Origin of the sequence: Sphingobacterium bovisgrunnientis (genome assembly GCF_009829085.1) — a bacterium.
Lineage (GTDB): Bacteria > Bacteroidota > Bacteroidia > Sphingobacteriales > Sphingobacteriaceae > Sphingobacterium > Sphingobacterium bovisgrunnientis.
In genome coordinates, this window is sequence record NZ_WUQY01000007.1 from 79128 (window position 1) to 105521 (window position 26394).

Annotated in this window: 23 protein-coding genes and 1 pseudogene; 13 read left to right on the forward strand and 11 right to left on the reverse strand. The window is 34.2% G+C overall.

From position 1 onward, the window contains the following. The first annotated feature begins 225 nt into the window (after nucleotides 1-225). Nucleotides 226-435 (forward strand): helix-turn-helix domain-containing protein, encoded by a 210-nt coding sequence (locus tag GOQ16_RS05480; RefSeq protein WP_149913686.1) that lies wholly within the window; start codon nucleotides 226-228, stop codon nucleotides 433-435. 18 nt (nucleotides 436-453) lie between these two features. Here the strand turns inward: GOQ16_RS05480 and fmt are convergent, their stop codons facing one another. Then, the gene (gene fmt, locus GOQ16_RS05485; protein WP_160068378.1) at nucleotides 454-1374 is read right to left on the reverse strand and encodes a methionyl-tRNA formyltransferase; all 921 of its coding nucleotides are present in this window, start codon (nucleotides 1372-1374) and stop codon (nucleotides 454-456) included. Between the two features lie 94 nt (nucleotides 1375-1468). Between fmt and GOQ16_RS05490 the strand changes: the two genes are divergently transcribed. The 4 genes from GOQ16_RS05490 to GOQ16_RS05505 all read left to right on the forward strand — a co-directional run bounded on the left by GOQ16_RS05490 (nucleotide 1469) and on the right by GOQ16_RS05505 (nucleotide 6451). After that, nucleotides 1469-2686, forward strand: a complete 1218-nt coding sequence (locus tag GOQ16_RS05490; protein ID WP_160068379.1) for an ABC transporter permease — start codon at nucleotides 1469-1471, stop codon at nucleotides 2684-2686. A gap of 95 nt (nucleotides 2687-2781) precedes the next feature. Further along, nucleotides 2782-4917: a cation:proton antiporter gene (locus GOQ16_RS05495; protein WP_160068380.1), complete on the forward strand. Its 2136-nt coding sequence runs from the start codon at nucleotides 2782-2784 to the stop codon at nucleotides 4915-4917. An 11-nt stretch (nucleotides 4918-4928) separates the two neighbouring features. Continuing rightward, on the forward strand, nucleotides 4929-6194 hold the full coding sequence (gene icd, locus GOQ16_RS05500) for an NADP-dependent isocitrate dehydrogenase (RefSeq protein WP_160068381.1): 1266 nt from the start codon (nucleotides 4929-4931) through the stop codon (nucleotides 6192-6194). Beyond that, nucleotides 6194-6451, forward strand: coding sequence for a hypothetical protein (locus GOQ16_RS05505; RefSeq protein WP_160068382.1), 258 nt, complete (start codon nucleotides 6194-6196; stop codon nucleotides 6449-6451). Before icd ends, GOQ16_RS05505 begins: the two co-directional genes overlap by 1 nt. Nucleotides 6452-6478: 27 nt before the next feature. Here GOQ16_RS05505 and GOQ16_RS05510 read toward each other — a convergent pair whose 3' ends face one another. The 5 genes from GOQ16_RS05510 to serC all read right to left on the reverse strand — a co-directional run bounded on the left by GOQ16_RS05510 (nucleotide 6479) and on the right by serC (nucleotide 11428). Beyond that, nucleotides 6479-6658, reverse strand: a complete 180-nt coding sequence (locus GOQ16_RS05510; protein WP_160068383.1) for a hypothetical protein — start codon at nucleotides 6656-6658, stop codon at nucleotides 6479-6481. Nucleotides 6659-6781: 123 nt separating this feature from the next. After that, entirely contained in the window at nucleotides 6782-7945 is a 1164-nt protein-coding gene (gene lysA, locus GOQ16_RS05515; RefSeq protein ID WP_160068384.1) for a diaminopimelate decarboxylase, read from the reverse strand. Nucleotides 7946-7961: 16 nt separating this feature from the next. Beyond that, nucleotides 7962-9278 (reverse strand): aspartate kinase, encoded by a 1317-nt coding sequence (locus GOQ16_RS05520; protein WP_160068385.1) that lies wholly within the window; start codon nucleotides 9276-9278, stop codon nucleotides 7962-7964. Between the two features lie 120 nt (nucleotides 9279-9398). Then, nucleotides 9399-10346, reverse strand: coding sequence for a D-2-hydroxyacid dehydrogenase (locus GOQ16_RS05525; RefSeq protein ID WP_160068386.1), 948 nt, complete (start codon nucleotides 10344-10346; stop codon nucleotides 9399-9401). A gap of 14 nt (nucleotides 10347-10360) precedes the next feature. Then, nucleotides 10361-11428, reverse strand: a complete 1068-nt coding sequence (serC, locus tag GOQ16_RS05530; RefSeq protein ID WP_149913696.1) for a 3-phosphoserine/phosphohydroxythreonine transaminase — start codon at nucleotides 11426-11428, stop codon at nucleotides 10361-10363. A gap of 336 nt (nucleotides 11429-11764) precedes the next feature. Here serC and gyrA point away from each other — a divergent pair, with 336 nt between their 5' ends. The 3 genes from gyrA to GOQ16_RS05545 are packed head-to-tail and all read left to right on the forward strand — an operon-like array spanning nucleotide 11765 to nucleotide 16604. Next, nucleotides 11765-14314, forward strand: coding sequence for a DNA gyrase subunit A (gene gyrA / locus GOQ16_RS05535; protein WP_160068387.1), 2550 nt, complete (start codon nucleotides 11765-11767; stop codon nucleotides 14312-14314). An 8-nt stretch (nucleotides 14315-14322) separates the two neighbouring features. Beyond that, the gene (locus GOQ16_RS05540; protein ID WP_160068388.1) at nucleotides 14323-15420 is read left to right on the forward strand and encodes a tetratricopeptide repeat protein; all 1098 of its coding nucleotides are present in this window, start codon (nucleotides 14323-14325) and stop codon (nucleotides 15418-15420) included. A gap of 11 nt (nucleotides 15421-15431) precedes the next feature. Continuing rightward, the gene (locus GOQ16_RS05545; RefSeq protein WP_160068389.1) at nucleotides 15432-16604 is read left to right on the forward strand and encodes a tetratricopeptide repeat protein; all 1173 of its coding nucleotides are present in this window, start codon (nucleotides 15432-15434) and stop codon (nucleotides 16602-16604) included. Between the two features lie 76 nt (nucleotides 16605-16680). Here the strand turns inward: GOQ16_RS05545 and GOQ16_RS05550 are convergent, their stop codons facing one another. The 3 genes from GOQ16_RS05550 to mgrA all read right to left on the reverse strand — a co-directional run bounded on the left by GOQ16_RS05550 (nucleotide 16681) and on the right by mgrA (nucleotide 20708). Beyond that, entirely contained in the window at nucleotides 16681-17193 is a 513-nt protein-coding gene (locus GOQ16_RS05550) for an OmpA family protein (RefSeq protein ID WP_160068390.1), read from the reverse strand. A 51-nt stretch (nucleotides 17194-17244) separates the two neighbouring features. Continuing rightward, nucleotides 17245-19419 carry a glucoamylase family protein gene (locus GOQ16_RS05555; RefSeq protein ID WP_160068391.1) on the reverse strand — a complete coding sequence of 725 codons (2175 nt, stop codon included), beginning with the start codon at nucleotides 19417-19419 and terminating at the stop codon, nucleotides 17245-17247. A 296-nt stretch (nucleotides 19420-19715) separates the two neighbouring features. Then, the gene (mgrA, locus tag GOQ16_RS05560) at nucleotides 19716-20708 is read right to left on the reverse strand and encodes an L-glyceraldehyde 3-phosphate reductase (protein ID WP_160068392.1); all 993 of its coding nucleotides are present in this window, start codon (nucleotides 20706-20708) and stop codon (nucleotides 19716-19718) included. Nucleotides 20709-21127: 419 nt separating this feature from the next. Here mgrA and GOQ16_RS05565 point away from each other — a divergent pair, with 419 nt between their 5' ends. The 5 genes and pseudogenes from GOQ16_RS05565 (at nucleotide 21128) to GOQ16_RS05590 (ending at nucleotide 24496) form a co-directional block, all read left to right on the forward strand. Continuing rightward, on the forward strand, nucleotides 21128-21601 hold the full coding sequence (locus GOQ16_RS05565) for a hypothetical protein (RefSeq protein WP_160068393.1): 474 nt from the start codon (nucleotides 21128-21130) through the stop codon (nucleotides 21599-21601). Between the two features lie 18 nt (nucleotides 21602-21619). Further along, nucleotides 21620-22423: pseudogene (locus GOQ16_RS18110) on the forward strand (SOS response-associated peptidase). An 87-nt stretch (nucleotides 22424-22510) separates the two neighbouring features. Continuing rightward, on the forward strand, nucleotides 22511-22933 hold the full coding sequence (locus GOQ16_RS05580; RefSeq protein WP_160068396.1) for a LexA family protein: 423 nt from the start codon (nucleotides 22511-22513) through the stop codon (nucleotides 22931-22933). Nucleotides 22934-22935: 2 nt separating this feature from the next. After that, nucleotides 22936-24192 (forward strand): Y-family DNA polymerase, encoded by a 1257-nt coding sequence (locus GOQ16_RS05585; RefSeq protein ID WP_160068397.1) that lies wholly within the window; start codon nucleotides 22936-22938, stop codon nucleotides 24190-24192. An 85-nt stretch (nucleotides 24193-24277) separates the two neighbouring features. Beyond that, nucleotides 24278-24496: a hypothetical protein gene (locus GOQ16_RS05590; protein WP_160068398.1), complete on the forward strand. Its 219-nt coding sequence runs from the start codon at nucleotides 24278-24280 to the stop codon at nucleotides 24494-24496. Between the two features lie 250 nt (nucleotides 24497-24746). Here the strand turns inward: GOQ16_RS05590 and GOQ16_RS18115 are convergent, their stop codons facing one another. Further along, the gene (locus tag GOQ16_RS18115) at nucleotides 24747-24965 is read right to left on the reverse strand and encodes an OmpA family protein (protein WP_160068410.1); all 219 of its coding nucleotides are present in this window, start codon (nucleotides 24963-24965) and stop codon (nucleotides 24747-24749) included. A 156-nt stretch (nucleotides 24966-25121) separates the two neighbouring features. Continuing rightward, nucleotides 25122-25922 (reverse strand): tRNA pseudouridine synthase A, encoded by an 801-nt coding sequence (locus GOQ16_RS05600; protein ID WP_160068399.1) that lies wholly within the window; start codon nucleotides 25920-25922, stop codon nucleotides 25122-25124. Nucleotides 25923-26394: the final 472 nt, after the last annotated feature.

The following is a 26394-nucleotide window of genomic DNA, read 5'->3' on the forward strand; positions in this document are numbered from 1 at the left end:
AAAAATACTAAATTTTTACGTCATTTTGTGTAATAATTTTGTAATTTATCGCTTCATTATTAAGGAGTTACAAATACTTTGGAAGTTGTTTCTTAACTTCAAAAATCATTCCAAAATTTATTAAAATATGTTAATAACTCAATCTAATGCAATAAATTATTTTTAGTTTCATAATCTAAAACCTTTTTGTAGCTAAAATGTTTTTCTTTTATAAACTTTATTAAAATGAAAAAGTTAGTAATTCGTTTGGATCAAGTGATGGCAAAAAGACGTATGTCGCTTAATGAATTGAGTGAACATGTCGGTATAACATTATCCAACCTATCGATATTAAAGAACAATAAAGCGAAAGCTATCCGTCTATCTACTTTAGCAGCTATCTGCAAAGCTTTAGACTGTCAGCCAGGGGATATTATAGTTTACGAAGAAGAATAAAGTTAAATGCAAAAACAATTATTTCTCAAACCGATATCCTTTTAAAAATTCGTTAATTTCCATGCGCTTTTTGCCTTCAATTTGAATGGTACTCAAATGAAGATATCCATCTTTTGTTGCAAACTTTAAAAATGTCTTGCCGTCCGATTGAAAAGTACCTGGCTGATTGTTGTGTTCAACAATTTCTTTTTTTGTCTCAAATATCTTAAGCACTTTATCGTTCAGAAATGTAAATGCCGCTGGATATGGACTTAGACCGCGAATTTGATTATAAATTTTCTCCGTTGAATTCTCCCAATCGATTAGGCAATCTTCTTTAAAAATTTTTGGTGCGTGCTTTAAATCTTCTTGATTAAGGTCTTCTTGCGGTATAGGAGTTATGGTCTTATTTCGAAGTCCATTTACCGTTTTGATCAAAGTTTCAGCACCTGCATGCATTAACTTGTCGTGAACAATTCCAGCATTGTCTGTATCGGCAATTTCAACCTTGGTCGCAAGCAATATATTTCCAGTATCTATTTGATGTTGTAGTAGAAATGTAGTTACACCTGTTTCTTTCTCACCGTTAATTACTGCATGATTTATAGGGGCGGCACCACGGTATTGAGGCAATAAAGAGGCGTGAACATTGATAGTACCCAAAGGGGGCATATTCCAAACAATTTCTGGGAGCATTCGGAATGCGACAACAACTTGTAGGTCTGCATTATAAGATCTAAGGTCTTCAATAAATTGCGGATCTCTAAGTTTTTCGGGTTGGAGAACGGGCATATTGTTAGCTTCAGCAAAAACTTTAACAGCAGATTTATTTAATTTTTGTCCTCTTCCGGCTGGTTTGTCTGGAGCGGTTATTACGGCAACTACATTTTCTCCAGCATCAAGCAAGGCTTTCAATGAAGCCACCGCGAAATCTGGAGTTCCCATAAAAACTATACGCATATTTTCTTAATATTTTTATTTTAAAACAGTATGGCAAAATTTGTCAAGTGCCAAAAATTATTAACTTTGCGAAGTTACAAAATAATATTGCAGGTTGAATTTTCCTTTATTTTTAGCGAATAGAATAAATATAAAAGGTCAGCGAACTTTTTCAAAACTTATAGTACGTGTCACTATAGGTGCATTGTCTATAGCTATCATAGCAATATTATTATCTGTTGCAATTCTTCGAGGATTCAAAGAGGAAATTACTACCAAACAACGCGGTTTTTTTGGGGATATCGTTGTGACAAAACAGACATTAGCGGACTATGAGTTAAGACCTGTTTTCCTTAGTGATTCACAAACTACTCAAATTTTAAATATTCCTAATATTGAGTCGGTAAACGGTTTTGCCACCAAAGTTGGAATCATCAATGTGAATTCGGAAGTCGAGGGAGTGATGTTAAAGGGAGTTGAGCCGGATTATGATCAGCGCTTTTTGAAGAAGAGTCTAGTCGTAGGAAATGCCCTGGATTTGTCAGCAGAAAATGCTGATCAACAGCTTTTAATATCGCATTACTTGGCGAATAGATTAAACTTAAAAGTCGGTGATGATTTGATTATGTCTTTCGTTCAAGAAAATAGAACCCGAAAGCGTAAGTTTTTGATACAAGGAATTTATCGTACCAATTCAGATGACTGGGACAAAAATTATGTAGTAGGTTCAATTGAAGTTATTCGAAGATTAAATCAGCTGCTTGTAAATGAAACTGGAGCATATGAGATTCGAGTAAAGGATTTTGCACTATTAGAGCAATCGACAGATGCTGTAAACGAAGTTTTACCCGTGTCATTGAAAGCAACACACGTAATTGATTATTGGGCTGATGTATTTAATTGGCTCGAAATGCTCGATATGAACGATGATATTATCTTCGTGCTGATGGTTATTGTTGCAGTTATAAATATGATTTCATCATTATTAATCACTATTCTCGAAAGAACCAATATGATCGGTATTCTTAAAGCGTTGGGAATGAACAATAGCGCTTTACGTAAGGTTTTTATGATGAATTCCTTATATATAATCGGTTATGGATTATTTATTGGAAATTTAGTTGCCATTTCAGCCTATTTCTTTCAGCGAGCAACACATTTCTTTAAGCTTGATCCAAGTATATATTATTTGGAATACGTACCTATGCACATTGATGTTTTGACGGTCGTAGTGCTCAATATTTCGGTTATTGTATTGGTTTTCATCACTACAATAATACCTTCTATGCTAATTACAAAGATTTCTCCAATAAAAACGATACAGTTTAAGTAACTAATCAAAATTCCTGATTGCTATCTTTTTTTCGTATTTTAACTGCGAATATTTTATTCATTCAGATAAAATTAGAACAGATATAGCAGAATACGATGAATAATAAAGTTATAGATCACATTTTACATGCTTTTCAAGCGCCACTTACGAATCCTGTCTTAATTTTCTCCTTAGTTTTACTTATTATTCTTTTAGCTCCAATACTGTTGCGCTCAATCCGCGTACCTGGGATTATAGGTTTGATTTTAGCGGGGGTTGTTATAGGTCCTCATGGTCTTAATTGGCTGGAGAATAATTCAGCAGTTAATTTATTCTCCACTATAGGTTTGCTTTATATCATGTTTATAGCTGGTCTTGAGTTGGATATGAATGAGTTTAAGAAGACGAGACATAAAAGTGGTCTTTTTGGATTTTTTACGTTTATTATACCAATAGCTATTGGCTTTCCTGTTTGCTTTTATATTCTAGAATACAGTTTTCTGCCAAGTATATTGATTGCAAGTATGTTTGCGACACATACTTTGGTTTCTTATCCTATCGTAAGTAGGTATGGGATATCTAAAAATGAGGCTGTAGCCATTACTATCGGAGGAACTATATTAACTGATACGGCCGTCCTGATTATTTTGGCAGTAATAACAGGTGCTTCGCAAGGAAATATCACGCAAGAATTTTGGGTCACGCTAGGTGTTTCTTTTGCAGTATTTTTACTCATCATGTTTGGAATTATTCCACGCATAGCGAAATGGTTTTTTCAAAAAATTGATGCCGAGAAAACAGGCCATTATATTTTTGTCTTGACGGTCGTATTTTTTGCAGCATTCATGGCAGAGATAGCAGGATTAGAACCTATTATCGGTGCCTTCGTGGCAGGACTGGCATTAAATAAATTGATACCGCATTCTTCTGCGTTAATGAATCGCATAGAGTTTATTGGAAATGCAATATTTATTCCTTTCTTTTTGATATCGGTAGGTATGATTGTAGATTTTAGCGTGCTGACGAAAGGCCCTACTGCATTAATTGTAGCTGGAACATTAACTATAGTTGCTGTATTAGGAAAATTTTTAGCTGCTACAGCCACTCAATTGACATTTAAATATTCAACTAGTCAACGTAATTTAATTTTTGGATTAAGCAATGCGCATGCCGCCGCTACATTGGCTGTCATTATGGTCGGATACAATAATAATATTATTGATGAAAATGTCCTTAATGGTACTATTGTTTTGATTCTAGTGACGTGTATAATTGCTACAATGGTAACTGAAAGTGCTTCGAAAAAAGTAGTGCGTGAAGGACACCAAGATAATGAACATATTGAGCATGTAATTGAATCAGAAGAACAGATTATGATTCCTATTGCAAACATGAATAATATTGAACCTATTTTGGATTTTGCAACGTTAATCAAATCAAAGAAATCACCGTATCCACTAAATATCATAAGTGTTGTACCTGACGACGAGCAAGCGGAAAAGAATATAATAGAAGCAAGGCGTAATCTGGAAAATACTGCAAAATATGCTTCTGGAGCAGAGACGGAAGTAGAATTGTTGACTACTGTTGATATTAATATTCCACTAGGTATTGCTCGCATGTCAGATAAAATTATGGCAGATTTGATTCTGATGGGATGGCCAAGCGTAACATCTATAGTTGATAAAATTGTTGGCGAGAAGTCCGAAAGTATTTTGAATAAAACTGATACTACGCTTTTCATGTGTAGAATTGACAAACCTTTGATTTCTCATCGTTCAATAAATGTTTTTGTGCCGCCCTTAGCCGAATCAGAAATCGGTTTTGAATATTGGTTAGAAAAAATATTAAAATTGGCTCAAGAATTGTCATTACCTATATGTTTTGTTTGTGATACACGTACAGAAGAAAAATTGAACGAAGTACGCAAGAAGTTGAAATCTAGCGTAGAAGTCAGCTTCGGTAATTACGAAGATTGGGACAATATTTACGGATTAGCTACTTTCAGTAATTCTGATTCTTTACTTGTTTTTGTTTCGGCAAGGAGCGGAGAGGTGTCTTACCGAGATTCTTTGGATGGACTAGCAAAACGCGTGGGACGCTATTATAAAAATCAAAATTTGGTTATTATTTTCCCAAGTCGTCAAGAAAATCAGCATATAGATGAGTATGAATCTGTGCAAACTTCTCCAATATTCAGAAAAATATCACGCGAAATTGGGAATATATTTAATAAGGATAAGACCAACTAAAACTATTTATCATGGGCGAAAAAATCACAATGGGAGCAAATGGGAAGTTAAACGTTCCTAACAAAACAATTATACCATTCATTATTGGCGATGGAATTGGACCTGATATTTGGAATGCTTCGGTACGAGTGTTTGACGCTGCTGTCAATAAAGCGTATGCAGGTAATCGTTCGATTATTTGGAAAGAAGTTTTAGCAGGAGAGAAAGCTTTTAATGAAACTGGAAGCTGGTTGCCTGAAGAGACATTAAAAACATTCAAAGAATATCTTGTTGGCATCAAAGGTCCTTTAACTACACCAATTGGTGGTGGTATTCGCTCGCTGAATGTTGCTTTGCGTAAAGAGTTGGATTTATATGTATGTCTTCGTCCTACGAAATGGTATGAGGGCGTGCCATCGCCAGTGAAGCGTCCACAGGACGTAGATATGGTTGTCTTTCGTGAAAATACTGAAGATATCTACGCTGGAATAGAATTTACAGCTGGTCAAGCTGATACGCAAAAATTGCAAAATTTCTTGTTAAATGACTTGAATGTTGATTATTCATTTAATACCAATACAGGAATTGGAATTAAAATCGTTTCTGAAGAAGGTTCAAAAAGATTGGTTCGTTCTGCTATAAAACATGCAATAGCACATAATTTACCTTCGGTAACTATTGTCCACAAAGGTAATATCATGAAATATACGGAAGGTGCTTTTAAGCAATGGGGATTCGATGTAGCCGAATATGAATTCTCGGGTTTAACGTATACTTGGGGTCAATGGGAAAAAACTAAAGCAGATAAGGGTCAAGAATTCGCGAATGCAGAACAGAAAGAAGCTGAGCTGTCAGGGAAAATAATTATTAAAGACATGATTGCTGATAACTTTTTACAGCAAATATTGTTAGCTCCAAAAGATTTTTCTGTTATAGCAACATTAAATCTTAACGGAGATTATATTTCAGATGCATTGGCAGCTATGGTAGGTGGAATAGGTATTGCTCCTGGCGCTAATATTAATTACAATACAGGTCATGCTATTTTTGAAGCCACACACGGTACGGCACCTCGTTTTGCGAATACAAATACAATGAATCCTTCTTCTGTGATATTAAGTGGTGTAATGATGTTGGAATATTTGGGCTGGCAAGAAGCAGCTGATAGTATCGTTGAGGCATTGTCCCAAACTATAAAAGATAAAACAGTTACTGTTGATTTTTATAATCTAATGGAGAATGCAACATTGTTGAAAACAAGCGAGTTTGCAGATAAAATTATTGAGAAGATAAAATAATGTCATATACTAATTTACCTGCATTTGTAAGAAATTCTTCGGTATTTACTTTGGAGGAAAAGGAGAAATTAGCAAGTTTGGATGTTCTTCCGTCAGAAATCGAAGTAGATAATTTTCGTATGGAGCCAATTATTCAAGAGTTGACAAATGCTTTTATTGGTGATGAATCAACTCGAGATATCCACCTTCAAGAAAAAGCGAAAGAATATATTGCAGCTAATGATATTATATCAGCTTGGAAAGTGATTTTACTATAACGTTGTATAGTAAAATCACTATAAAAATTAGCTAAACATATTATCCGTGTCTCTAAAGAAGAAATAATAAATTATAGCCAGTATAATAATCGCAATAAGAATTACAAGTATTATATTTTTACCCGCAGGCTTGTCGTCCTTTTCTTCATTAACTACTTCTGGGACTTTTCCTTCCCATTCTTCTTTTTCATTTCTTTCTTCTTGCATAATGATGAGTAATTAGTCTATATAAAGAACAACTATCTGGCTAAGAAGTTTGATTGCTTGCTGTATTACTAAAAAAGTCCAATCGTAAGGTGATTGGACTTTTAAAATCATAATAAATTCTTATTAATTCTCCTTGAAATAATGTCTTATCTCATTGCGTAAATTATAGTTGGAAGCCATTACTTCACCATAAGCACCAGCAGTACGAATAGCTATCAAATCGCCTCGCTTGCTTACAGGAAGTTCTACTTCTTTACCAAAGCAATCCGAACTTTCGCAAATTGGACCAACGACATCATAGTTTTGAATTTTGTCTGTCGCTGATGCTTCAGCGATTTTCTCAATCTTATGGTATGCTTGATACAATGCTGGACGCATTAATTCAGTCATGCCCGCATCCAAGATTAGAAAATTTTTCTTAACACCACTTTTAGTATAGAGAACTTTACTAACTAAAGTTCCACATTGTGCTACCAAAGCTCTTCCTAATTCGAAATGCACTTCGTGTTGAGCTGTACGTTCCAAAAATTTATCGAATACATCAAAGTAAGCTTCAAAATCAGGAATTGGATTTTCGTCAGGATTTTTATAATCCACACCTAAACCACCACCAACATTGATCACTTTGATGTATGTTCCGCGCTCTTCAAAGAAGTTTTTCCACTCATTTACTTTCACACACAAACTTTTGAAAACCGTCATATCCGTTATCTGCGAACCTATATGAAAATGTAAACCTATAAGGTTAATATTTGCACAGTTCTTAATCACTGAAGCAGCTTTTTCTAGTTCTGAATTAGGAACACCAAATTTGTTTTCGTCCAAACCTGTTGTAATGTAATGATGCGTATGTGCATCAACATTGGGGTTGATACGCAATGAAACATTTGCTTTTTCACCAATTTGTTCCGCAAGTTCATTGATAACTTCCAATTCTTGAATGGATTCCACATTGAAAGCGAAAATCTTATGTTTTAGTGCAGCAATAATTTCTTTGTCTGACTTTCCAACACCAGCGAAAGTTATTTTTTCGGCAGGAAATCCAACTTCAATAGACTTTTCAACTTCGTTCCCACTTACACAGTCCGCCCCAAAACCTTTTGATTGTATGACAGACAAAATTCGATCATTGAAATTTGCTTTTAGAGCGTAATGAATATGAAAATTGCGTTTATCAGCAGCTTTCTTTGCAGCATCCAATGTGCGATTTAGTAATTCTAAATCGTAAAAATAAAATGGCGTCTCTTGCTTACTTAAACTCTCTTGAATGTGTTTATTTTGAAACATGGTAGATTTCTAGCAGTTAAAATAATCTATTGTGTAATGAACGTAATGCTTCGGTTTTATGTTTTGTGTCCAATAAAATGGAAACATTATAATCTGATCCGCCATATGAAATCATTCTGATTGGTAAATGTTTTACTGCGTCTAATACACGTGCTGCATAACCATGCGTGTTAGCTCCAAAATCCCCAACTACACATATTATAGTCTGACCTTCATCAACACCAACTTTACCAAACAATTCTACTTCTTTAATGATTTCCAACAAATTGCTCGTGTCATCAATGGATAGAGAAACGGCAACTTCTGAAGTTGTGATCATATCGATTGGTGTTTTATAACGTTCGAAAATTTCGAATACTTTACGCAAGAAACCATAAGCTAACAACATGCGCGAAGAGTGGATATGAATAGCTGTGATGCCATCTTTGGCCGCAATCGCACGAATAGAACCTTTTTCCGCTCCATTTTTAGAAATTAAAGTTCCTTGTGCGGTTGGATCCATTGTGTTTAACAAACGAACCGGAACATTGTATTTTTGTGCAGGAAATACAGATTGTGGATGTAAAATTTTTGCTCCGAAATAAGCCAACTCAGCAGCTTCATCAAAACTCAAATTTGCAATTGGTTTTGTGCCTGTCACGATGCGTGGGTCGTTGTTATGCATACCATCGATATCTGTCCAAATTTGAACTTCATCTGCTTTGATAGCTGCGCCAATCAACGATGCTGTGTAATCCGAGCCACCGCGACGCAAATTATCAATCTCACCGAATGAATTTCTACAAATAAACCCTTGCGTAATGAATAATTTGTTTTCAGAATTTTGCTCCAAAAATGGCGTTAATTTTTCGGTGATATATTCTACAATTGGCTCATTGTCATCATCGATTTTCATGAAATCTAACGCTGGCAATAACACAGAAGGAATATTTATTTCAGACAAGTACAAATGCCATAAAGTAGTTGATAGTAATTCGCCTTGAGCCAAAATATTCTTTTCTTCCGTAGGAGTGAAGACATCATGGTTACCGAAATCAGCTATTAAATTGAAGTGATAATCGATGAGCTCTTTACCTTTTTGTAAACCTTCTGCTGAAGCAAAAAGTTCTTTTATTAAATCTTCGTATTTATCTTTATGTGCTTTAATTAAATCTAAAGCCTTTGATTTATCTCTATCTGAGAATGCTTGAGAAATCTCTACTAAGGCATTTGTAGTGCCTGAAACCGCAGATAATACTACGATTTGACGCTCATTTGGGTTTACGATATCCAGCAACCCTTTGATGCGTGCTGCACTTCCTACTGAAGTACCACCAAATTTTAAAACTTTCATGTTATAATTAGTAAATATTTTTAGCTACGTTAAAATAAATTTCACAAATATACATATACAAAAATGCGGCACAAAATGCTTAAAAAAGCGCTTGTGCCGCATATGTTTTATGCGGAAGAATTACTTCTTCAGGTTTTCAATAAGCAATTGTGCTAACTCTTCGCCGATACGCTCTTGCGCTTCGTTCGTTGCAGCACCGATATGCGGTGTCAAAGATACTTTCGGGTGTTTTAATAAATCGATACGTGGATTTGGCTCATCATCAAATACATCTAAACCTGCGAAAGCAACTTTACCTGAGTTCAAAGCATTGATTAATTCCAACTCGTCAATCACACCACCACGAGAAGCATTAACAAGACCTACGCCATCTTTTAATAATTCGAATTCTTCTTTACCAATAACTGGTTTTTCTAAGAAAGGAACGTGAACAGATATAAAATCAGAAGCAGCGAATAAATCTTTTAATTCCACTTGTTTTACGGGAATATCAACAGAAACATTTCCTGAAAAATCAAGTGTCAACGCTTTAGGACCTTCGAATAAATCGTAATAAACGACATCCATACCTACACCTAAAGCAATTTTAGCAGTCTCGCGACCGATACGACCAAAACCTACAACACCTAATGTTTTACCTTTCAGCTCAACACCAGCAGCGTAAAGTTTTTTCAAACCTGCAAAATTCACATTGCCATCTACAGGCATTTTACGGTTTGAATCATGCAAGAAACGCACCCCAGTTAATAAGTGAGCAAACACCAATTCTGCAACAGAATGTGATGAAGCAGCTGGTGTATTTACAACAGCAATACCTTTGGAGCGTGCGTAATCTACGTCAATATTGTCCATACCTACACCACCACGTCCGATAGCTTTAATATTTGGACAAGCGTCGATTAATTCTTTGCGAACTTTCGTTGCACTACGTACCGTGATAGCATCGTATTCGTTTAATCTTTCTGCTAACTCTGCTTGTGGAATGTGTTCTGTATCCACAGTGAAACCAGCATTTTGTAATATAATTTTACCGATAGGATCAATCCCATCATTGGCTAATATTTTCATTTATAGTATTTTTTTTATTTATGACTTTCCTCAAACTCACGCATAGCGTCTACCAAAGCATTGATAGATGTAATTGTCAAAGCATTGTACACAGAAGCTCTGAAACCACCTACTGAGCGGTGGCCTTTGATACCGATTAAATTACGTTCTTTTGCCAAAGCTAAGAATTCCGCTTCTAATTCTGGTGTGTCCATTACAAAAGTAATGTTCATTCTAGAGCGATCTTCTACTGCCGCTGTACCCTTGAAGAAAGGATTTCTTTCTATTTCATCGTACAATGTACGTGCTTTGATGATATTCTCTTGCTCAATAGTTTTGATACCACCTTTAGCTTTCAACCAACGTAAATTCAACATAGAAACAAAGATTGAATAAACAGGAGGGGTGTTATACATTGAACCTGCTTTGATATGTTCGTTGTAATTGAAAATACTAGGGACTGTACGACCTGATTTTCCTAATAAATCATTTTTAACAATTACAAGAGTAACACCAGCAGGACCCATATTTTTTTGAGCACCTGCATAGATCAAATCAAAATCTGCGACATTGATTTCTCTACTCAATATATCCGATGACATATCTACCACAGTAGGGATAGAGGTTTTTGGCTTTTCAAAAATTTCTGTACCGTAGATTGTGTTATTTGAAGTGTAATGGAAGTATGTTGCATCCGCAGGAATTTCGAAATCCTTAGGGATGTATGTATAGTTGCTATCTTTTGAAGACGCAACGATTTCGATTTGCCCAAAGTTTTTTGCTTCTTTAGCCGCTTTGCTCGCCCAAACACCAGTATCCAAATAAGCCGCTTTACCACCTTCAGGTAAAAGGTTCATTGGTATCATCGCAAATTGTTGGCTAGCTCCACCTTGCAAAAATAGCACGGAGTAATTTTCTGGAACATTTAATAATTCACGAACTAAACTCTCCGTCTCTGCTACAACCTCTTCAAACTCCTTAGAACGGTGAGAGATTTCTAATATCGATAACCCTGTATTATTGAATTCAAGAACTGCTTTTGCAGCCTCTTGAAATACCTCTTGAGGTAATATACATGGCCCTGCTCCAAAATTATGTTTCATTGTTGTTTGTGTTTGCTTTAATTTTTCAGGCAAATATAACAGCTTTTTTGATTTATTAGCAAAATAAAATAGTATTCCTTGTAAAATATTCATCATTTATTACTTTTTTGTAAAATTTAAATATCAAAATGATCTTTAAGCTTAATAGAATGATACTTCATAATCTTTTAAATTCCATAGATTTATGCCTGTAAATTTGAACTACAAACCATGTAATAAATGCTAAGTTTAATTCGCTCAAATCACCTTTTTGTCGATAAAAAATTGTACCTTCGCAAGGTATCGTATTGTAATAATTCGTAGCATAAAATTAGTTTACAGATTCCTATTTAAAATATGGCTGAAGAAACAGAAAATGAAAATAATTTAGTTCCTGCTAACGACAGGATCGTGAAAATCAATATTGAAGACCAGATGAAATCTGCGTACATCGATTATTCGATGTCCGTAATTGTTTCTCGTGCATTACCAGACGCGAGAGACGGTCTGAAGCCCGTACATAGACGGATTTTGTACGGTATGGAAGAGTTAGGCGTAACTTCAGGAAAGCCTTTTAAAAAATCGGCACGTATCGTGGGTGACGTTATGGGTAAATATCACCCACATGGAGACTCTTCTGTATACGATGCTATGGTGCGTATGGCTCAGGATTGGTCTATGCGCTATCCGATGGTAGATGGTCAAGGTAACTACGGCTCATTGGATGGGGATCCTCCAGCAGCTATGCGTTATACAGAGGCACGCCTTCGCAAAATTGCTGAAGAAATGTTAGCTGATATTAATAAAGATACAGTTGACTTTCAATTTAACTTTGACGACTCATTGAAAGAGCCTACTGTTCTACCAACACGTATTCCTAATTTACTAGTGAATGGTGCATCAGGTATTGCTGTAGGTATGGCCACTAATATGGCACCGCATAATTTAACTGAGGTATTAAATGGTACGATTGCATATATAGATAACAGAGATATTGAAATCTCTGAATTGATGCAACATATTAAGGCTCCTGATTTCCCAACAGGTGGTTTAATCTACGGTCACCATGGTGTCCGTGAAGCATTCGAAACTGGTCGTGGACGTATTGTAATGCGTGCAAAGGCAGAAATCGAAACGACTAAAGCTGGTCGCGAAATAATCGTTGTGACGGAAATTCCTTATTTGGTGAATAAGGCAGATATGATTAAACGTACAGCTGAATTAGTAAATGAGAAAAAACTGGAAGGTATCTCAGAAATTCGTGACGAATCAGCTAAAGATGTACGTATCATTTACGAAGTAAAACGCGACGCAAATGCGAATGTCGTTTTAAATAATCTTTTCAAATATACTTCGCTTCAAACCTCGTTTTCGGTAAATAATATTGCTCTTGTTAAAGGCAGACCTATGATGATGAACTTGAAGGACATGATCGAGGTTTTTGTTGAGCATCGCCATGATGTTATCGTTCGCCGTACAAAGTATGAATTATCCGAAGCAGAGAAGCGCGCACATATCTTAGAAGGATATTTAATCGCGTTAGATCATTTGGATGAAGTGATCAAATTGATTCGTAATTCGGAAACACCAGAAGAAGCTCGCGTCGGCTTAATGGAAAAATTCGGTCTTACAGACATTCAGGCTCGTGCGATCTTAGATATGACATTACGTCGTCTAACAGGACTAGAACGTGATAAAATCAAAGACGAATACGCTGAATTGATGAAAACAATTGAATACTTGAAGCAGATACTAGCTGATGAAAGTTTACGTTACAAAATCATCAAAGATGAATTAATCGAGATTAAAGATAAATACGGTGATGAGCGTCGTTCTACTGTAGTGCATTCAGCTGAAGATATGACAATGGAAGATTTCATCGATGATGAGGAAATCGTTATCACTATCTCACACAATAGTTACGTAAAACGTACACCATTATCTGAATACAAACGTCAAGGTCGCGGTGGTAAGGGGTCGATCGGATCTAATACACGTGACGAAGACTTTACAGAGCATATTATTACGGCTACAGCACATAACTACATGTTGTTGTTCACCGAATCGGGACGCTGTTTCTGGTTACGTGCATTTGAAATTCCGGAAGGAAGTCGTACTTCAAGAGGTCGTGCATTGCAGAACATTATCAATATTCCGAAAGAAGAAAAAATTAAAGCCTACATTTTGGTGAAAAACTTGAAAGACCAAGAATACTTGGAAAACAACTTTATCATCATGTGTACTAAGCAAGGTACTATTAAGAAAACTTCATTGGAGGCTTACTCACGTCCACGTGCAAATGGTATTAACGCGATAAACATCAATGAAGGTGACCAATTGATTGAAGCATGTTTGACTAGCGGAACAAGTGAAATTGTAATGGCATTGCGCTCTGGTCGAGCAATCCGATTCAATGAATCAACGGTAAGACCAATGGGACGTACAGCAACTGGTGTGCGTGGTATTACACTTGCGAATGAAAAAGACGAAGTAGTTGGCATGATTAGTGTTGATAGTTCGGAAGTATCTGTATTAGTTGTTTCAGAGAAAGGTTACGGTAAACGTACTGATATCGACGATTACCGCATTACAAACCGTGGTGGTAAAGGAGTAAAAACAATTAGTGTTACGGAGAAAACAGGTGAATTAGTTGCAATAAAAGGAGTGACTGATAATGATGATTTAATGATTATCAATAAGTCTGGTATTGTAATTAGAATTGGTGTAGACACATTACGTGTGATGGGACGTGCAACACAAGGTGTTCGTTTGATTACATTAAAAGAGAATGATGAAATCGCATCAATTACTAAAGTAGCGCGTGAAGAGGAAGAAGAAATAGAGGAAATAGAAGGCACTGAAGATTCAACTGTAGATCAAGAAAATAATACTGACTCAGAAGAATAAATAAAAATATGAGAGCACTTACCGCTTCATTATTATTTGTATGCTTAGGCACAACTGTTGTTGCGCAATCTAATTATAAAGAGAGCTCCAACAGTTTTGCACGGTATACTATCAAAGGTGATATAAAGGAATTGGAAAATGCCAAAAAATTTATTGATGCCGCTTATAAAACTAAGAGAGATTCTTCGTCCAGAAAGAATAATATTTTGCGTGCAATGGTTTATAGCTCTTTGGCATATGCAGACTCAACCCGTAAAATCAAAGGAGATAAAGATCATATAGACGTAACAAAAGATGCACTTACGCGTATTCGTCAGAAAGATTACCACAACTACGAAAACGAGTTGAATTACGTCAATCAAAACTTACTTGCTGCCTATATTTATAAGGCAAATAAGGAAGTGGAGAAAAAAGAATATGAAAATGCGTACAAGAGCTTTTTGGAAGTCGAACGATTAGGTTCACAGTCTGAAGATGTGTTGCGTAATTTAGCTTTTTTATCTGCTGAGGCTGGCAAGACAGAAGAAGCAATCAATTATTATAAAAAGCTAGTAGTTGGAGAAGAGGTTGAGCCATTAACCTACATCTCGCTTGCAAAACTGTATAAATCGAATAACGATAATCAGAACTATCTGAGTACTTTGCAAAAGGCACGCGAGATTTATCCAGACGACAAAACAATTCTATTTTTATTAATTGATGCATTTGCAGAGAATAAAACGTATCAGGCCATTACGCCAATAATTGCGGAAGCTATTAAATACGAACCAGATAATCTGGATTTGTATTACTTGGCAGGTTTTGCAAATGACAACGTAGGTAATACTGCAGAAGCTAAAAAATATTATGAAAAAGTTTTAGATTTGGATGATAGCAACTATGATGCAAATTTAGCATTGGGATTAATACATTTAAATGAATTTTTAGCGAACAGAGATAATTTAGAGGCACAGTATTCTGCACAAAATTATTTATTAAAAGCAAATGGTATTCGCCCTTATGCTGAGAATGCATTGAAAGGACTTTCTTTGTTTTACGAAACATCTGATGATCAAGAACAATTAGATCGCGTTAAAACGCTTTTAAATCAAATTTCGAATAATTAAATACTAAACATATGAACATTAAAAAAGGACTTATTTTTTCAGCCATATTCGTTTCGGCAGGTTCATTATTTGCTCAAACAGGAAATGTAAAAAAGGCTCAAACAAACTTTCAAAAATATTTTGAAGTTAAGCAAGCTGGTACTCCACAGTTAGGAACTTCTTATATCAACACTGCAAAGGAAGCAATTGATGCTGCTGTTTTACATGATAAAACAAAGGAGTCAGCAGAAGCTTGGACAATATATTCGTTAGTATATGGAAATATTGGTGCTGATAATAATAATGAAGAGCAGATTAATTTAGCCAAACAGGCTATTGTTACGGCAAGAAGTTTAGATAAAGACAAAAAGCAAGAGGAAAACATTAAAAACAGTGAGCATAATTTATATGCTTTCAGTTTTAACAAAGGTGTTGCAGCTTGGGAAAAACAAGATTTCACAGGAGCATATGCTTCTTTCAATGACGCATTAAATTATATGCCAGGTGATACAACTTTGACTTATTATGCTGGTATCGCTGCTGTTCAGAGTCAAGATTTCCAAAAGGGATTAGAAAAGTATTTAGCATTAATTGACAGAAAAGACTATTCTGAACATAAAAAAATTGTAAAAGATATTCCTAATTTGTATTTGTCATTGAACGACACTACCAATGCAATCAAATATGCTGGTATGGCAGCAAAAATGTATCCAGAAGATAATGAGATAGCAAATCAAAATATAAATTACAATATTGCATTGGGTAACACTACAGGTATTTTAGATGAATTAAATTCACAAATTGCTAAAGAGCCTACAAATAAAACATTGTATTTTTATTTAGGCATAGCAGAATCATCTTTAAAGAATTCAGAGAAAGCATTGGAAGCTTACAAAAAAGCTATAGAAATTGACCCTTCTTATGTTGATGCGAATATAAATGCAGGAGTGACTTTAGTAAATATTATAAAAGATGAACTTAGTGAGATTAATGCAGATAAAGCTTTGACAAATAATCAATATAATACGAAAGTGAATGCGTTGAAGGAGAAAATTAAACCTGCTGAAGCGTACTTTAGTAAAGTTGTTGAATTAGAATCAAATAATGAAAGTGCATTGCGTGGATTGAAAAGTGTATATGATTTCTTGCAAGTAGAAGATAAAGCAAAAGCTGTTCAGGATAAATTGGATGCTTTAAAGCAATAAGCTTAGAATTTTTGAATACGAGACGCCCAACATATAATATTTGTTGGGCGTCTCGTATTATATATGAATTTGAAAACTAATTTAAAATTATAATTTCTACACGTCTATTTTTTTGGCGGCCGTCTGCTGTTTTATTATCAGCGATTGGTTTATTTGGACCTAATCCTTTAGTCGTAATTCGACTACCCGTTACTCCACCATCTTCCAAATATTTTTTAACTGAAGCAGCTCTCTTTTCTGACAACCAAACATTATAATTTACCTCACCTGTTGCATCAGTATGACCATCTACACGAATATTCTTACTTCTATCTTGGTTCAATATTTTAACTAGTTTATTAAGCTCAGTTTTAGCTTTCTCTGTCAAGTATGATGAGTTAGTTGGAAACAATACGTCTGAGGATAACGAAAACTTAATGCCTTCATCTGTTCTAGATGCATCATTAAATTCAGTTTTCACGTTTTTTAATCCATCGTCTGTTCCATCTTTACTTACTACTGCACCAGGGAGAATAGTTAACTGTTGTTGCTTACATGCATTGAGCGTAAATACGCCAGCTAAAAAAGAGAGTACTAGTAATTTTTTCATGTATAAAATATAACTGTTATGTATTTTACTAAGATAATTATTTTTCCTTCATTATTTACCCTTACTGAATAAAGCTTCACGAGCGGATTTTAGTTCTGGAATTTTTTCATATAAATTCCATATCAGACCCGTGTTGGCATTTTCAATCATGACGGCAATTGCAACTTGGTTGGCCGAGATATATTCATCCGAAACATCATCATTTTGTAAATCAAGCCATGAACGAAATCCATATTCGGTAAATAAAATGTTTCCATATTGCTTGTAAAGATTTATTAGAGCTTTAGTACCAATGGACTTATCAATACTGATAGAGGAGGGGCCAATAGCGGGATTTATCTTATATTCAGAGACACTGTCTTTGTTTTTGTAAAAACCCCATATATCACTATTACTTGCACCTAAACCTATCTCGTTATCTCTGCGTTTTACATAATGCAAATAATTATGGAGTGTCTCATTCCAATTAATTAATGAATCATTGATAATCGATGGTCGTATAGTTAGAAAAGGCTTATATAAGTCTAATAGACTGTGATTAAGTTTACCAAAAGGTAAATACACGCCATAAAGTGTAGTAGGATTTAATACAGAAATTTGTACTGTAGTATCTATTCTTTGTTTTGTTTGTAAAGCATGAAATTCGTCTTGAATAATGGATTCATTATAGAAGTATGGATTTATTGACTGTGTAGTATCTTGCTTTATTTTTTCGAATCTATTATATACAGCATCAAAATAACTTGAGGATGGAATAGCGTATTTCGAATGGCCAATAGCTAACAAATAGGTATTAATTGCATTCTCAATGCCGGATAGTGGTTTGTCCTTATCATTTTTTTCATCTACTAATGAAAGCTTGGATTTCAAGAATACTTCGTCATGTTTAATCGCGGTCCAATTTACTTGTTGGTATAGCTGTGTTATACGTTTACGTAAATCACTCTCTGCTTCATTGTTTTCATTAAAGTATTCTCTGGCTATTAGTAATGCCTCAATGATGGATCCTGTCGCCTCTACATCATAGATTGCTTTATCATTTCTATATTCTGGAATACCTTTTCGAGCATCATAGTAAGAAGCAAAAAAACCATTTTTAGTTTGGGACTTTAATAAAAAGAATGCAACTTTAGAAATTCTATTTAACGCAGTTTGACGTTTTACAAATTCATTTTCAACACCTACGATTAAAGAAAGAATAGCCCCAGCAGATTCTTTTGTGGAAACTACTACTTTATTTTTTGACCTGAAAGGCATATACATACCACTGTTGATATCAAAATTTTCAACAAGATAATTTGCGTTTGCCAATTGAACAAGTTTAAGTATTTCTTTGTCATCCAAGGCTGTTGTCTCAACTTCTTTTACTGCTGAGGTAGGAGACTCTTTGTAATTGTAATCAACCCAAGCAATTTTGTAAAAGTATTTTTGTCCAACTAATGGCACAATATCCAAACACGATTGCATGTGGATTGGTCTAATACTTACTGGATTGAATGTTTTTCCGTCTTGTGAACGATATATTTTTATATAGCGGATACTCGGCGTTAATGGAAGTTGCCAGCTTAAATGAACAGATTTATCATACCCTTTGACAGAACTTAGAATAGCACCAGATTGTAAGGGGATTTCAGAATACTTATTTGGCAAAAATTCGATTTGATCAACAAAAATATGATGATAATTATTAGAAGCAGCATGTTGGGTCAAGCCAATTCCCAAAATAGGGGTTTGGTAATTTGAAATTTTAAAATTCTTAACTGGAATACGTATATGAATCCATTGATTATGCTCGATTTTAGCTATAAATGGTTCCAACGAAAGTGTATCCGTGGATGCATGATGCTGTCTAATAAATATTTTAGGTAAATCTTTTACAGTAGTTTTATTGGATTGTATATTTATTCTCAGATTTAATACATCTGAATCATCAACCGTATAATTATACTTTTGTCTGCTATAATTAATATAAGTTTCCCAATCACCGTTAGCATTCGAAAGATACTTTAAAGATAGAGAATTTCCTGGTGTAAAAAACAATGAATCTGATACCAATAAATGCTTATTGACATTCTCGACCCAACTTTGCCCTGAGTAGGAAACCTGACTTTTAGCATAGGAACCTTTTACGATACTATTATCAAAAATAACTTCAGGATACGTGTCCGCAAGTAAAAATGACGGCAATAATGCAATGACAAATATGAGTGTTTTTATATAATGCATATTCAATTGGATAATACTTAATTGCAAAAATAGTCAAATCAAAAGTATTAGATTGTAAATACCTTGTTAGGTTTAAAGTTTGTATTGAGAAACGATAATTATTTTGGGAAAAATTTGTAAATACCTCTGTGCGGCTACTATTATCAATGACTCTTAGTATTTGCTACACCACCAGTATTGCGAAGAGCAATAGGATGCTGCGTATGTATTAATATTTTTTTCAAATTTTATAATTGATCAGTTTTTTAGTTTTAAAGAAACTGATCAATTATATATTAAATTTACATTTTGTCAAATCAGCAGTTTAATATTTTATTTATCTCTTCTAATTCGCTTTCGTTAAAATCAAAGTTATTTAATGCTTTAAGTGAGTCTGTTATTTGCTCCGGCTTACTTGATCCAACAAGTATAGATGTAATTCGTGGATCTCTATATAGCCATGCTAATGCCATGTGTGCAAGCTTTTGTCCTCGACCTAAGGCTAATTCATTTAAAAGTCTTATTTTTTTTAATTTATCCTCCGTGATACTTTGCTCATTTAAAAAAATACCACTCGTAGCCACTCTAGAGTCTGAAGGAATACCATTTAGATATTTATCAGTAAGTAATCCTTGAGCAAGCGGTGAAAAAGGAATGCATCCAATACCTTCACTATCTAATACATTTATCAAGTCTTTCTCTGGTTCACGTTCAAACATAGAGTATTTGGGTTGATTTATAATACAAGGTGTTCCTAACTTTTTCAAAATCTCATTAGCTCGTATTGTCTGTTCTCCTGAGTAATTAGAAATACCTATATATAAAGCTTTTCCCTGTCTCACTATTAAATCAAGAGCCGCCATGGTTTCTTCCAACGGTGTTTCAGGATCAAAACGATGGTGATAAAATATATCAACATAATCAAGCTGTAATCTTTTTAAACTTTGATCGAGACTAGATATTAAATATTTTTTTGACCCCCAATCTCCATAAGGACCTTCCCACATAGTATAGCCAGCTTTTGTTGATATGATTAATTCATCTCTTAAAGATGAAAATTCATGTTTAAGAATTCGTCCAAAATTTTCTTCTGCTGATCCTGGTGGAGGACCATAATTGTTTGCTAAATCAAAATGTGTAATTCCATAATCAAATGCAGTAAAAATTAGATTTTTACTGGTCTGAAAATTATTAACATGACCGAAATTATGCCATAAACCAAGTGAGAGTGCGGGTAATTTAAGTCCACTATTACCACATTTCCTATACTGCATATTTTTGTAGCGTGTCACTGAGGGGATATAATTCATATATGTATATATATTATTTTATTATGATTGTCTAATGGGCATTATACTAAATTGGAAAATATAGGGATCTCCCAGATGTTCTTTTTAATAATTAATAAGATCTTTTAGATTATTTTAGGTTGAACTATTCAATTTAAATCTGGCTAGCAGGATAAATATAATTCAAATTATATAGGTATAAAAGCTATTAAATGTAATTTTTTTTAAACATTAATTTTTTATTAGTTTGGTTAGCGCTTGCAAAAGTTGTGAATTTGGGTAATCTAATGATTTATATGACAACGTATTATTTATATATACAGTCATAAATACGAACAAATTTTATTTAATATATATGTTTGACTTTAGATGTTGTTTCAACTTATATGCGTTAGTAATAGAAATTATTTATTAAATTTTTTTGATTAATTTAGATAGTAATGCCATACATACCATTTGAACAAATAACACTTAAATTTTACCAGGATTTATTTGCGCGCGGTTATAGTGATTTTGTGTTGCAGAAGTTTGAATGGCCAGGTGTAAATCAAGGTAAAGGTTTTTTGATATCCGCCTATGAAAATAAAAATCATGCATTGGTACATGCCCTTGAATTGGATGTAAAAGAAGGAAAGGCCTTACATATTCCAGATGATTTTGAAAAAATAGAAAAACTTCTTAAAGCGAATTCTGGTTACCGTATTTTCCTTAATAAAATAAAGAATTTAGATTGGGAAAAACGTATGTTAAAACATTATAATTCTAAAATCGTTAATTATTTACGTTGTAATACTAGGTTTAAAAGAACAGACAAAATTGATATCTTATTTACTTTAGAATATGGGCGTGTAAAAGCTATTATTGAAAGTGCTGGAGTTCGAAAAAAAGTGAATGCTTACGATTTAATAAAATAATTACCTAAAATCTGATTTATGTGTTGGGATATTTCATTACATACGGACATTGAGCTTGTAAACAATTCTTATCCTAAAATAAGGGATGAGCGTAAAAAGAAAGAGTATAACTACGACTATTTCGAAAATGTTCAAGCAATAACTTTTCCTGAATATCCAATTATTATGAAGGATAAGGGAGGGGAAGGAATAGCACTGCTAGAAATGGAATGGGGTGTATTACCAACCTATATTCAGGATCAAAAACTGCAGGATGACAGAAGACGCAGTATGGTTAATGCACGCAGTGAACGTATTTTGGATGATAAGAAATCATTTTGGTATAGACTTCGTAATCAACGTTGCTTAATTCCTGTATCGGGAACCTATGAACACCGTAAGATTAGTGGCTGGAAGAAGAAAGTACCTTACTACATTGCAGAGAAAGACCGTGATATTTTTTATCTGCCTGGTCTTTATCAATAGCATGAAACCCTTGATAACGATGGTGTAATAGAGAAAGTCGGCAGCTTTGGTATGTTGACACGAGTTGCAAATGATGTGATGTCAAAAATACATAACGATGGTCCTAATAAACACCGTATGCCCTTGTTTTTGCCGGAAGATTTAGAAAAGCTATGGCTATCGGATAATTTATCGGAAGATGATATGCATGCCATATTTCATTATGAAATAAATCCAAATGATTTAATTTATCATCCCGTATATACATTAAGAGGGTATCCTAATAGACCTGATAATAAGCATCGTTACGATCCATTTAAATGGGATGGTTTACCCCCATTAGGTAAGGATATGCCCGTAGAGAACACCTTGTTTTAACTATCCAATATCGCGGTTAATTTATTCATAATTATCAATTTCATTTTTTGACATTCATTTTGCTAATATATTTAGTAAAATTGCAGAATGAAAATTGAGTTATATACAGTAGACATTCCTAAATCTTTATTTCTTCCTTACATAGAAAGTGGAATTAGTGCAGGCTTCCCAAGTCCTGCCTTAGATTTTGAGGATACTAAAATAGATCTCAACAAAGAAATTGTTAAACATCCACTATCTACTTACTATGGTCGTGTGCGTGGAGTATCCATGAAAAATGCAGGTATTGATGATGGAGATATCATGGTAATTGATAAAAGTATTAAGCCTACCGATGGCTGTATTGCTATATGTTTTATTGATGGTGAGTTTACAGCTAAACGCCTTTTAATTCGAAAAGATGAAATTATCTTGATGCCTGAAAATGAGGATTACTCGCCTATAAGGGTTACCAAGGATAATGATTTTATTGTCTGGGGTGTGGTGACTCATGTTATTAAAGCATTTTAGCAATGTATGCACTAATTGACTGTAATAATTTCTACGCTTCTTGTGAGCGTGTATTTCGGCCCGACCTGATTGGCTTACCCATTGTGGTTTTATCCAATAATGATGGTTGTGTGATAGCGCGTAGTAATGAAGCTAAGGATTGCGGTATCCCCATGGGAGCTCCAGCTTTTCAGTATACTGAATTATTTAAAAAGCATAATGTTCAAGTATTTTCCGCAAATTTTGCCTTGTATGGTGACATGAGCAATAGGGTCATGCAAACTCTTTCTAATTACTGTATTGATCAGGAGATATTCAGTATTGATGAGTGCTTTATGAAGCTTGATGGCTATGATTTTTTGGAATTGAAGGAGTATGGTATTAAAATGCGTCAGGAAGTATTCGATAATACCGGTATTCAGGTAAGTGTGGGGATAGCACCCACAAAATCACTATCAAAAGTAGCCAATAGAATTGCAAAGAAATATCCAGAACTGTCCAAAGGATGTCATGTTATGCGTACAACTAATCAAATTGAAAAAGCACTTAAATGGTTAGATATTGAAGATGTGTGGGGAATTGGCAGGCAACATGCAAAGCGCTTGTTCAAGCTTGGAGTTGATAACGCGTATGACTTTACCAAGCTCAGTGATCAGTGGGTACAAAAGAATCTCTCTATTGTTGGATTACGGTTAAAACGTGACTTGTCAGGTATACCGACCCTGGATTTAGAAGAGGTGGAGAACAAAAAGAATATTGCCAGCACGCGTAGCTTTGATTTGAATTACACAAAGTTTGAGGATGTGCAAGAACGTGTATCTACGTTTGCAACATCATGCAGCGAGAAGTTAAGAAGGCAGAAGTCCTTTTGTAGTTCCATCACTGTATTTGTGATGACCAATAGATTTAGAACAGAGCAAGATCAGTATCAGAACTCAATAACATTAGACTTACCCTTTGCAACAAATTCTGCTATTGAGTTATCTAAATACGCTACCGTTGCGTTGAAGCGAATATTTAGGGAAGGCTATGCCTATAAAAAGGCGGGTGTAATAGTTTCAAATTTTAGTCCTGATGACATCGAGCAGATCACTCTATTTGATAATCGGGATAAAAGGCATGATGCATTAATGAAAGTTTTGGATGTCATGAATAGGCAGTACGGCCAGCATACCATACGGTTAGGTTGTCAGGGTAAAAAGAAATGGACAATGCGGCAAGAGATGCTTTCCCCTTGTTATACTACAAAGCTTAAGGATATTATCACCATTAAAGTATAAACAAAGCTAACTTTAATTTGTTATTAAGTAAAACTTAATCATGTACTTTGTAAAGCTAAATCATCCCATTTTAATAAAACTGAAAATGCAGGGTTATACTATTCTGCGTTCTAATAATTCCTTAATAGATGAGAATCCAACATGGATTCCTGAAAAGGTCAACATGGAGGAATTCTTTAATTTAGATAGTAATTGGGTAGCTAAAGCCTCAATACCACTACAAGAAAATCATTTACTTGTAATTGATGATGCTTTAAACAATATTCGTAATACGGATCTATTTGGTGAGGTGTTGATTGATTAATTTTTTTGGATTTTTTAAATGAGTAAAATATTTAATACTGATCACTTAAATTTTAATTTAGGGCGTATATCTAAATAGTAGGCAGCTTTTGTTGGAATATTTTTTTTAAACAGGATTATCAAATCAATTTTACTCGGTGGGGGCTTTATGATTTAGTTTAAATAATGGTATTCCTACGTAATTTGTCCATGTAAGAAAATATTCAGATATAAAAAGCTGCGTCTACATAAGTAGAAACAGCTTTTTTATATTAGTTTATTTTTACCAACTCAACCCTTCTGTTTTTAGCTTTGTTTTCATCGGAATTGTTTGCTACTAAAGGTATTTCACTACCATAGCCTTTCGCAGTCAATCGCGTCTTATCTATCTCATTAGATACGAGAGCATATAATACAGCATAAGCCCGGTCGGTTGATAGCTTTTTATTGTGGGATTTATCCCAAATTTGATAAAAACTTGAAGAAACTATAGTGACAAAATTTTTAAAATAGTGTCATATAATATAATAGTTAGTTAATAGGGTGATACTTCATTAATTAAAGCTATAATGTATTGTTATTTTATAGCAATTATCTACGGTTTACTGCTATATATAGTGATTCACTCTTACAGAAGATTTTCCTTTTTATATCTTGAGCCATTCCGTATGTTGCATGGGAGACATTAATGAGGTCCGTGCTGGTATGTCTAGGTATGGATAAGTCACTTTTGATAAATAAAGGCCAATAGGGTAGGCGGGGATTAAAATTTTTGGTATTTCTTTTGTAATAAGATGATTTTCAAATTCCGAGACCGACAATTGCCCTCTTCCAATTAGTATTAGTTTCCCTACAAGGATACGAATCATTTTACCTAAAAAACGATTACTCAATATATTAAACCGTATCCTGTCACCAGCAGAGTTAACGTACAGATTAGCCTGGGAAACGTTGCATAGTGTATGTTCATTTTTATCAGGATGTACACAAAATGCACGGTAGTCTTGATACTTGGGAAGCAGATTTACTGCTTCATTCATCTTCGATAAATTTAAATTAGGATGAAGATACAATGAACTCTGCATATTTAAGAAAGGATCCTTGTATGTATGTAAAAAATAATCGTATTGTCGTTGTGTCGCGTCAAACCTCGCATGAGGTGTACCTTCCATTGGCAGGATTTCATAAATTGATATTGCACTAGGAAGTGCTTTATTAAGCCTGAATAATAAATCATATTCAAAATGTTCCGCGATATCAGCATGAAAAAAATATTGACTTGCATTCACTTGGCTATCCGTTCTGCCGCAGCCATATATTGTAGTTGGCGTTTTCAATATTTTGTGCAACGCATTTTCGATCAGCTCCTGAATACTCAACACATCCGGCTGTCTTTGCCATCCACCAAATTGTTGACCGTGATAGGCAATATGAAAAAAATATCTCAATATTAATAGATAATTTGTTATTGCAATGGTACGTAAAAATGATGGTATAATGAGATTTTATACAACATAAATAGTTAGGTTATAAATATTCCATTTGAATTTAAAGCTTGCAAGTAACTTTAAAAAATAATTAAAATACTTTTCTTAATCTTATTTTAGATAGTCAAAAAATTTTATTTTTTTAACACCTGAAGTACCATTTGTATAATGAATTTTTAAACTTTGTTCACTCAAAATACCTAAAGTTCTACACTGCATGAGTCAAAAACAATTTTAAGCATTTATTGGATAATGTCTCTAAATATTCTACTCTTATGTAGAATTATAAAGTTGATCGCTATCTTTAATTTCTAGGTGCTTCAATAATATCTTAAGAGTTGAACTCTAATATGGTTTGATTGAAAAAAAGTCAAAAATTGTTGTCTACATTTAAATTTGGAGTGTATTAATACGAATTCTATTCTTTATATAA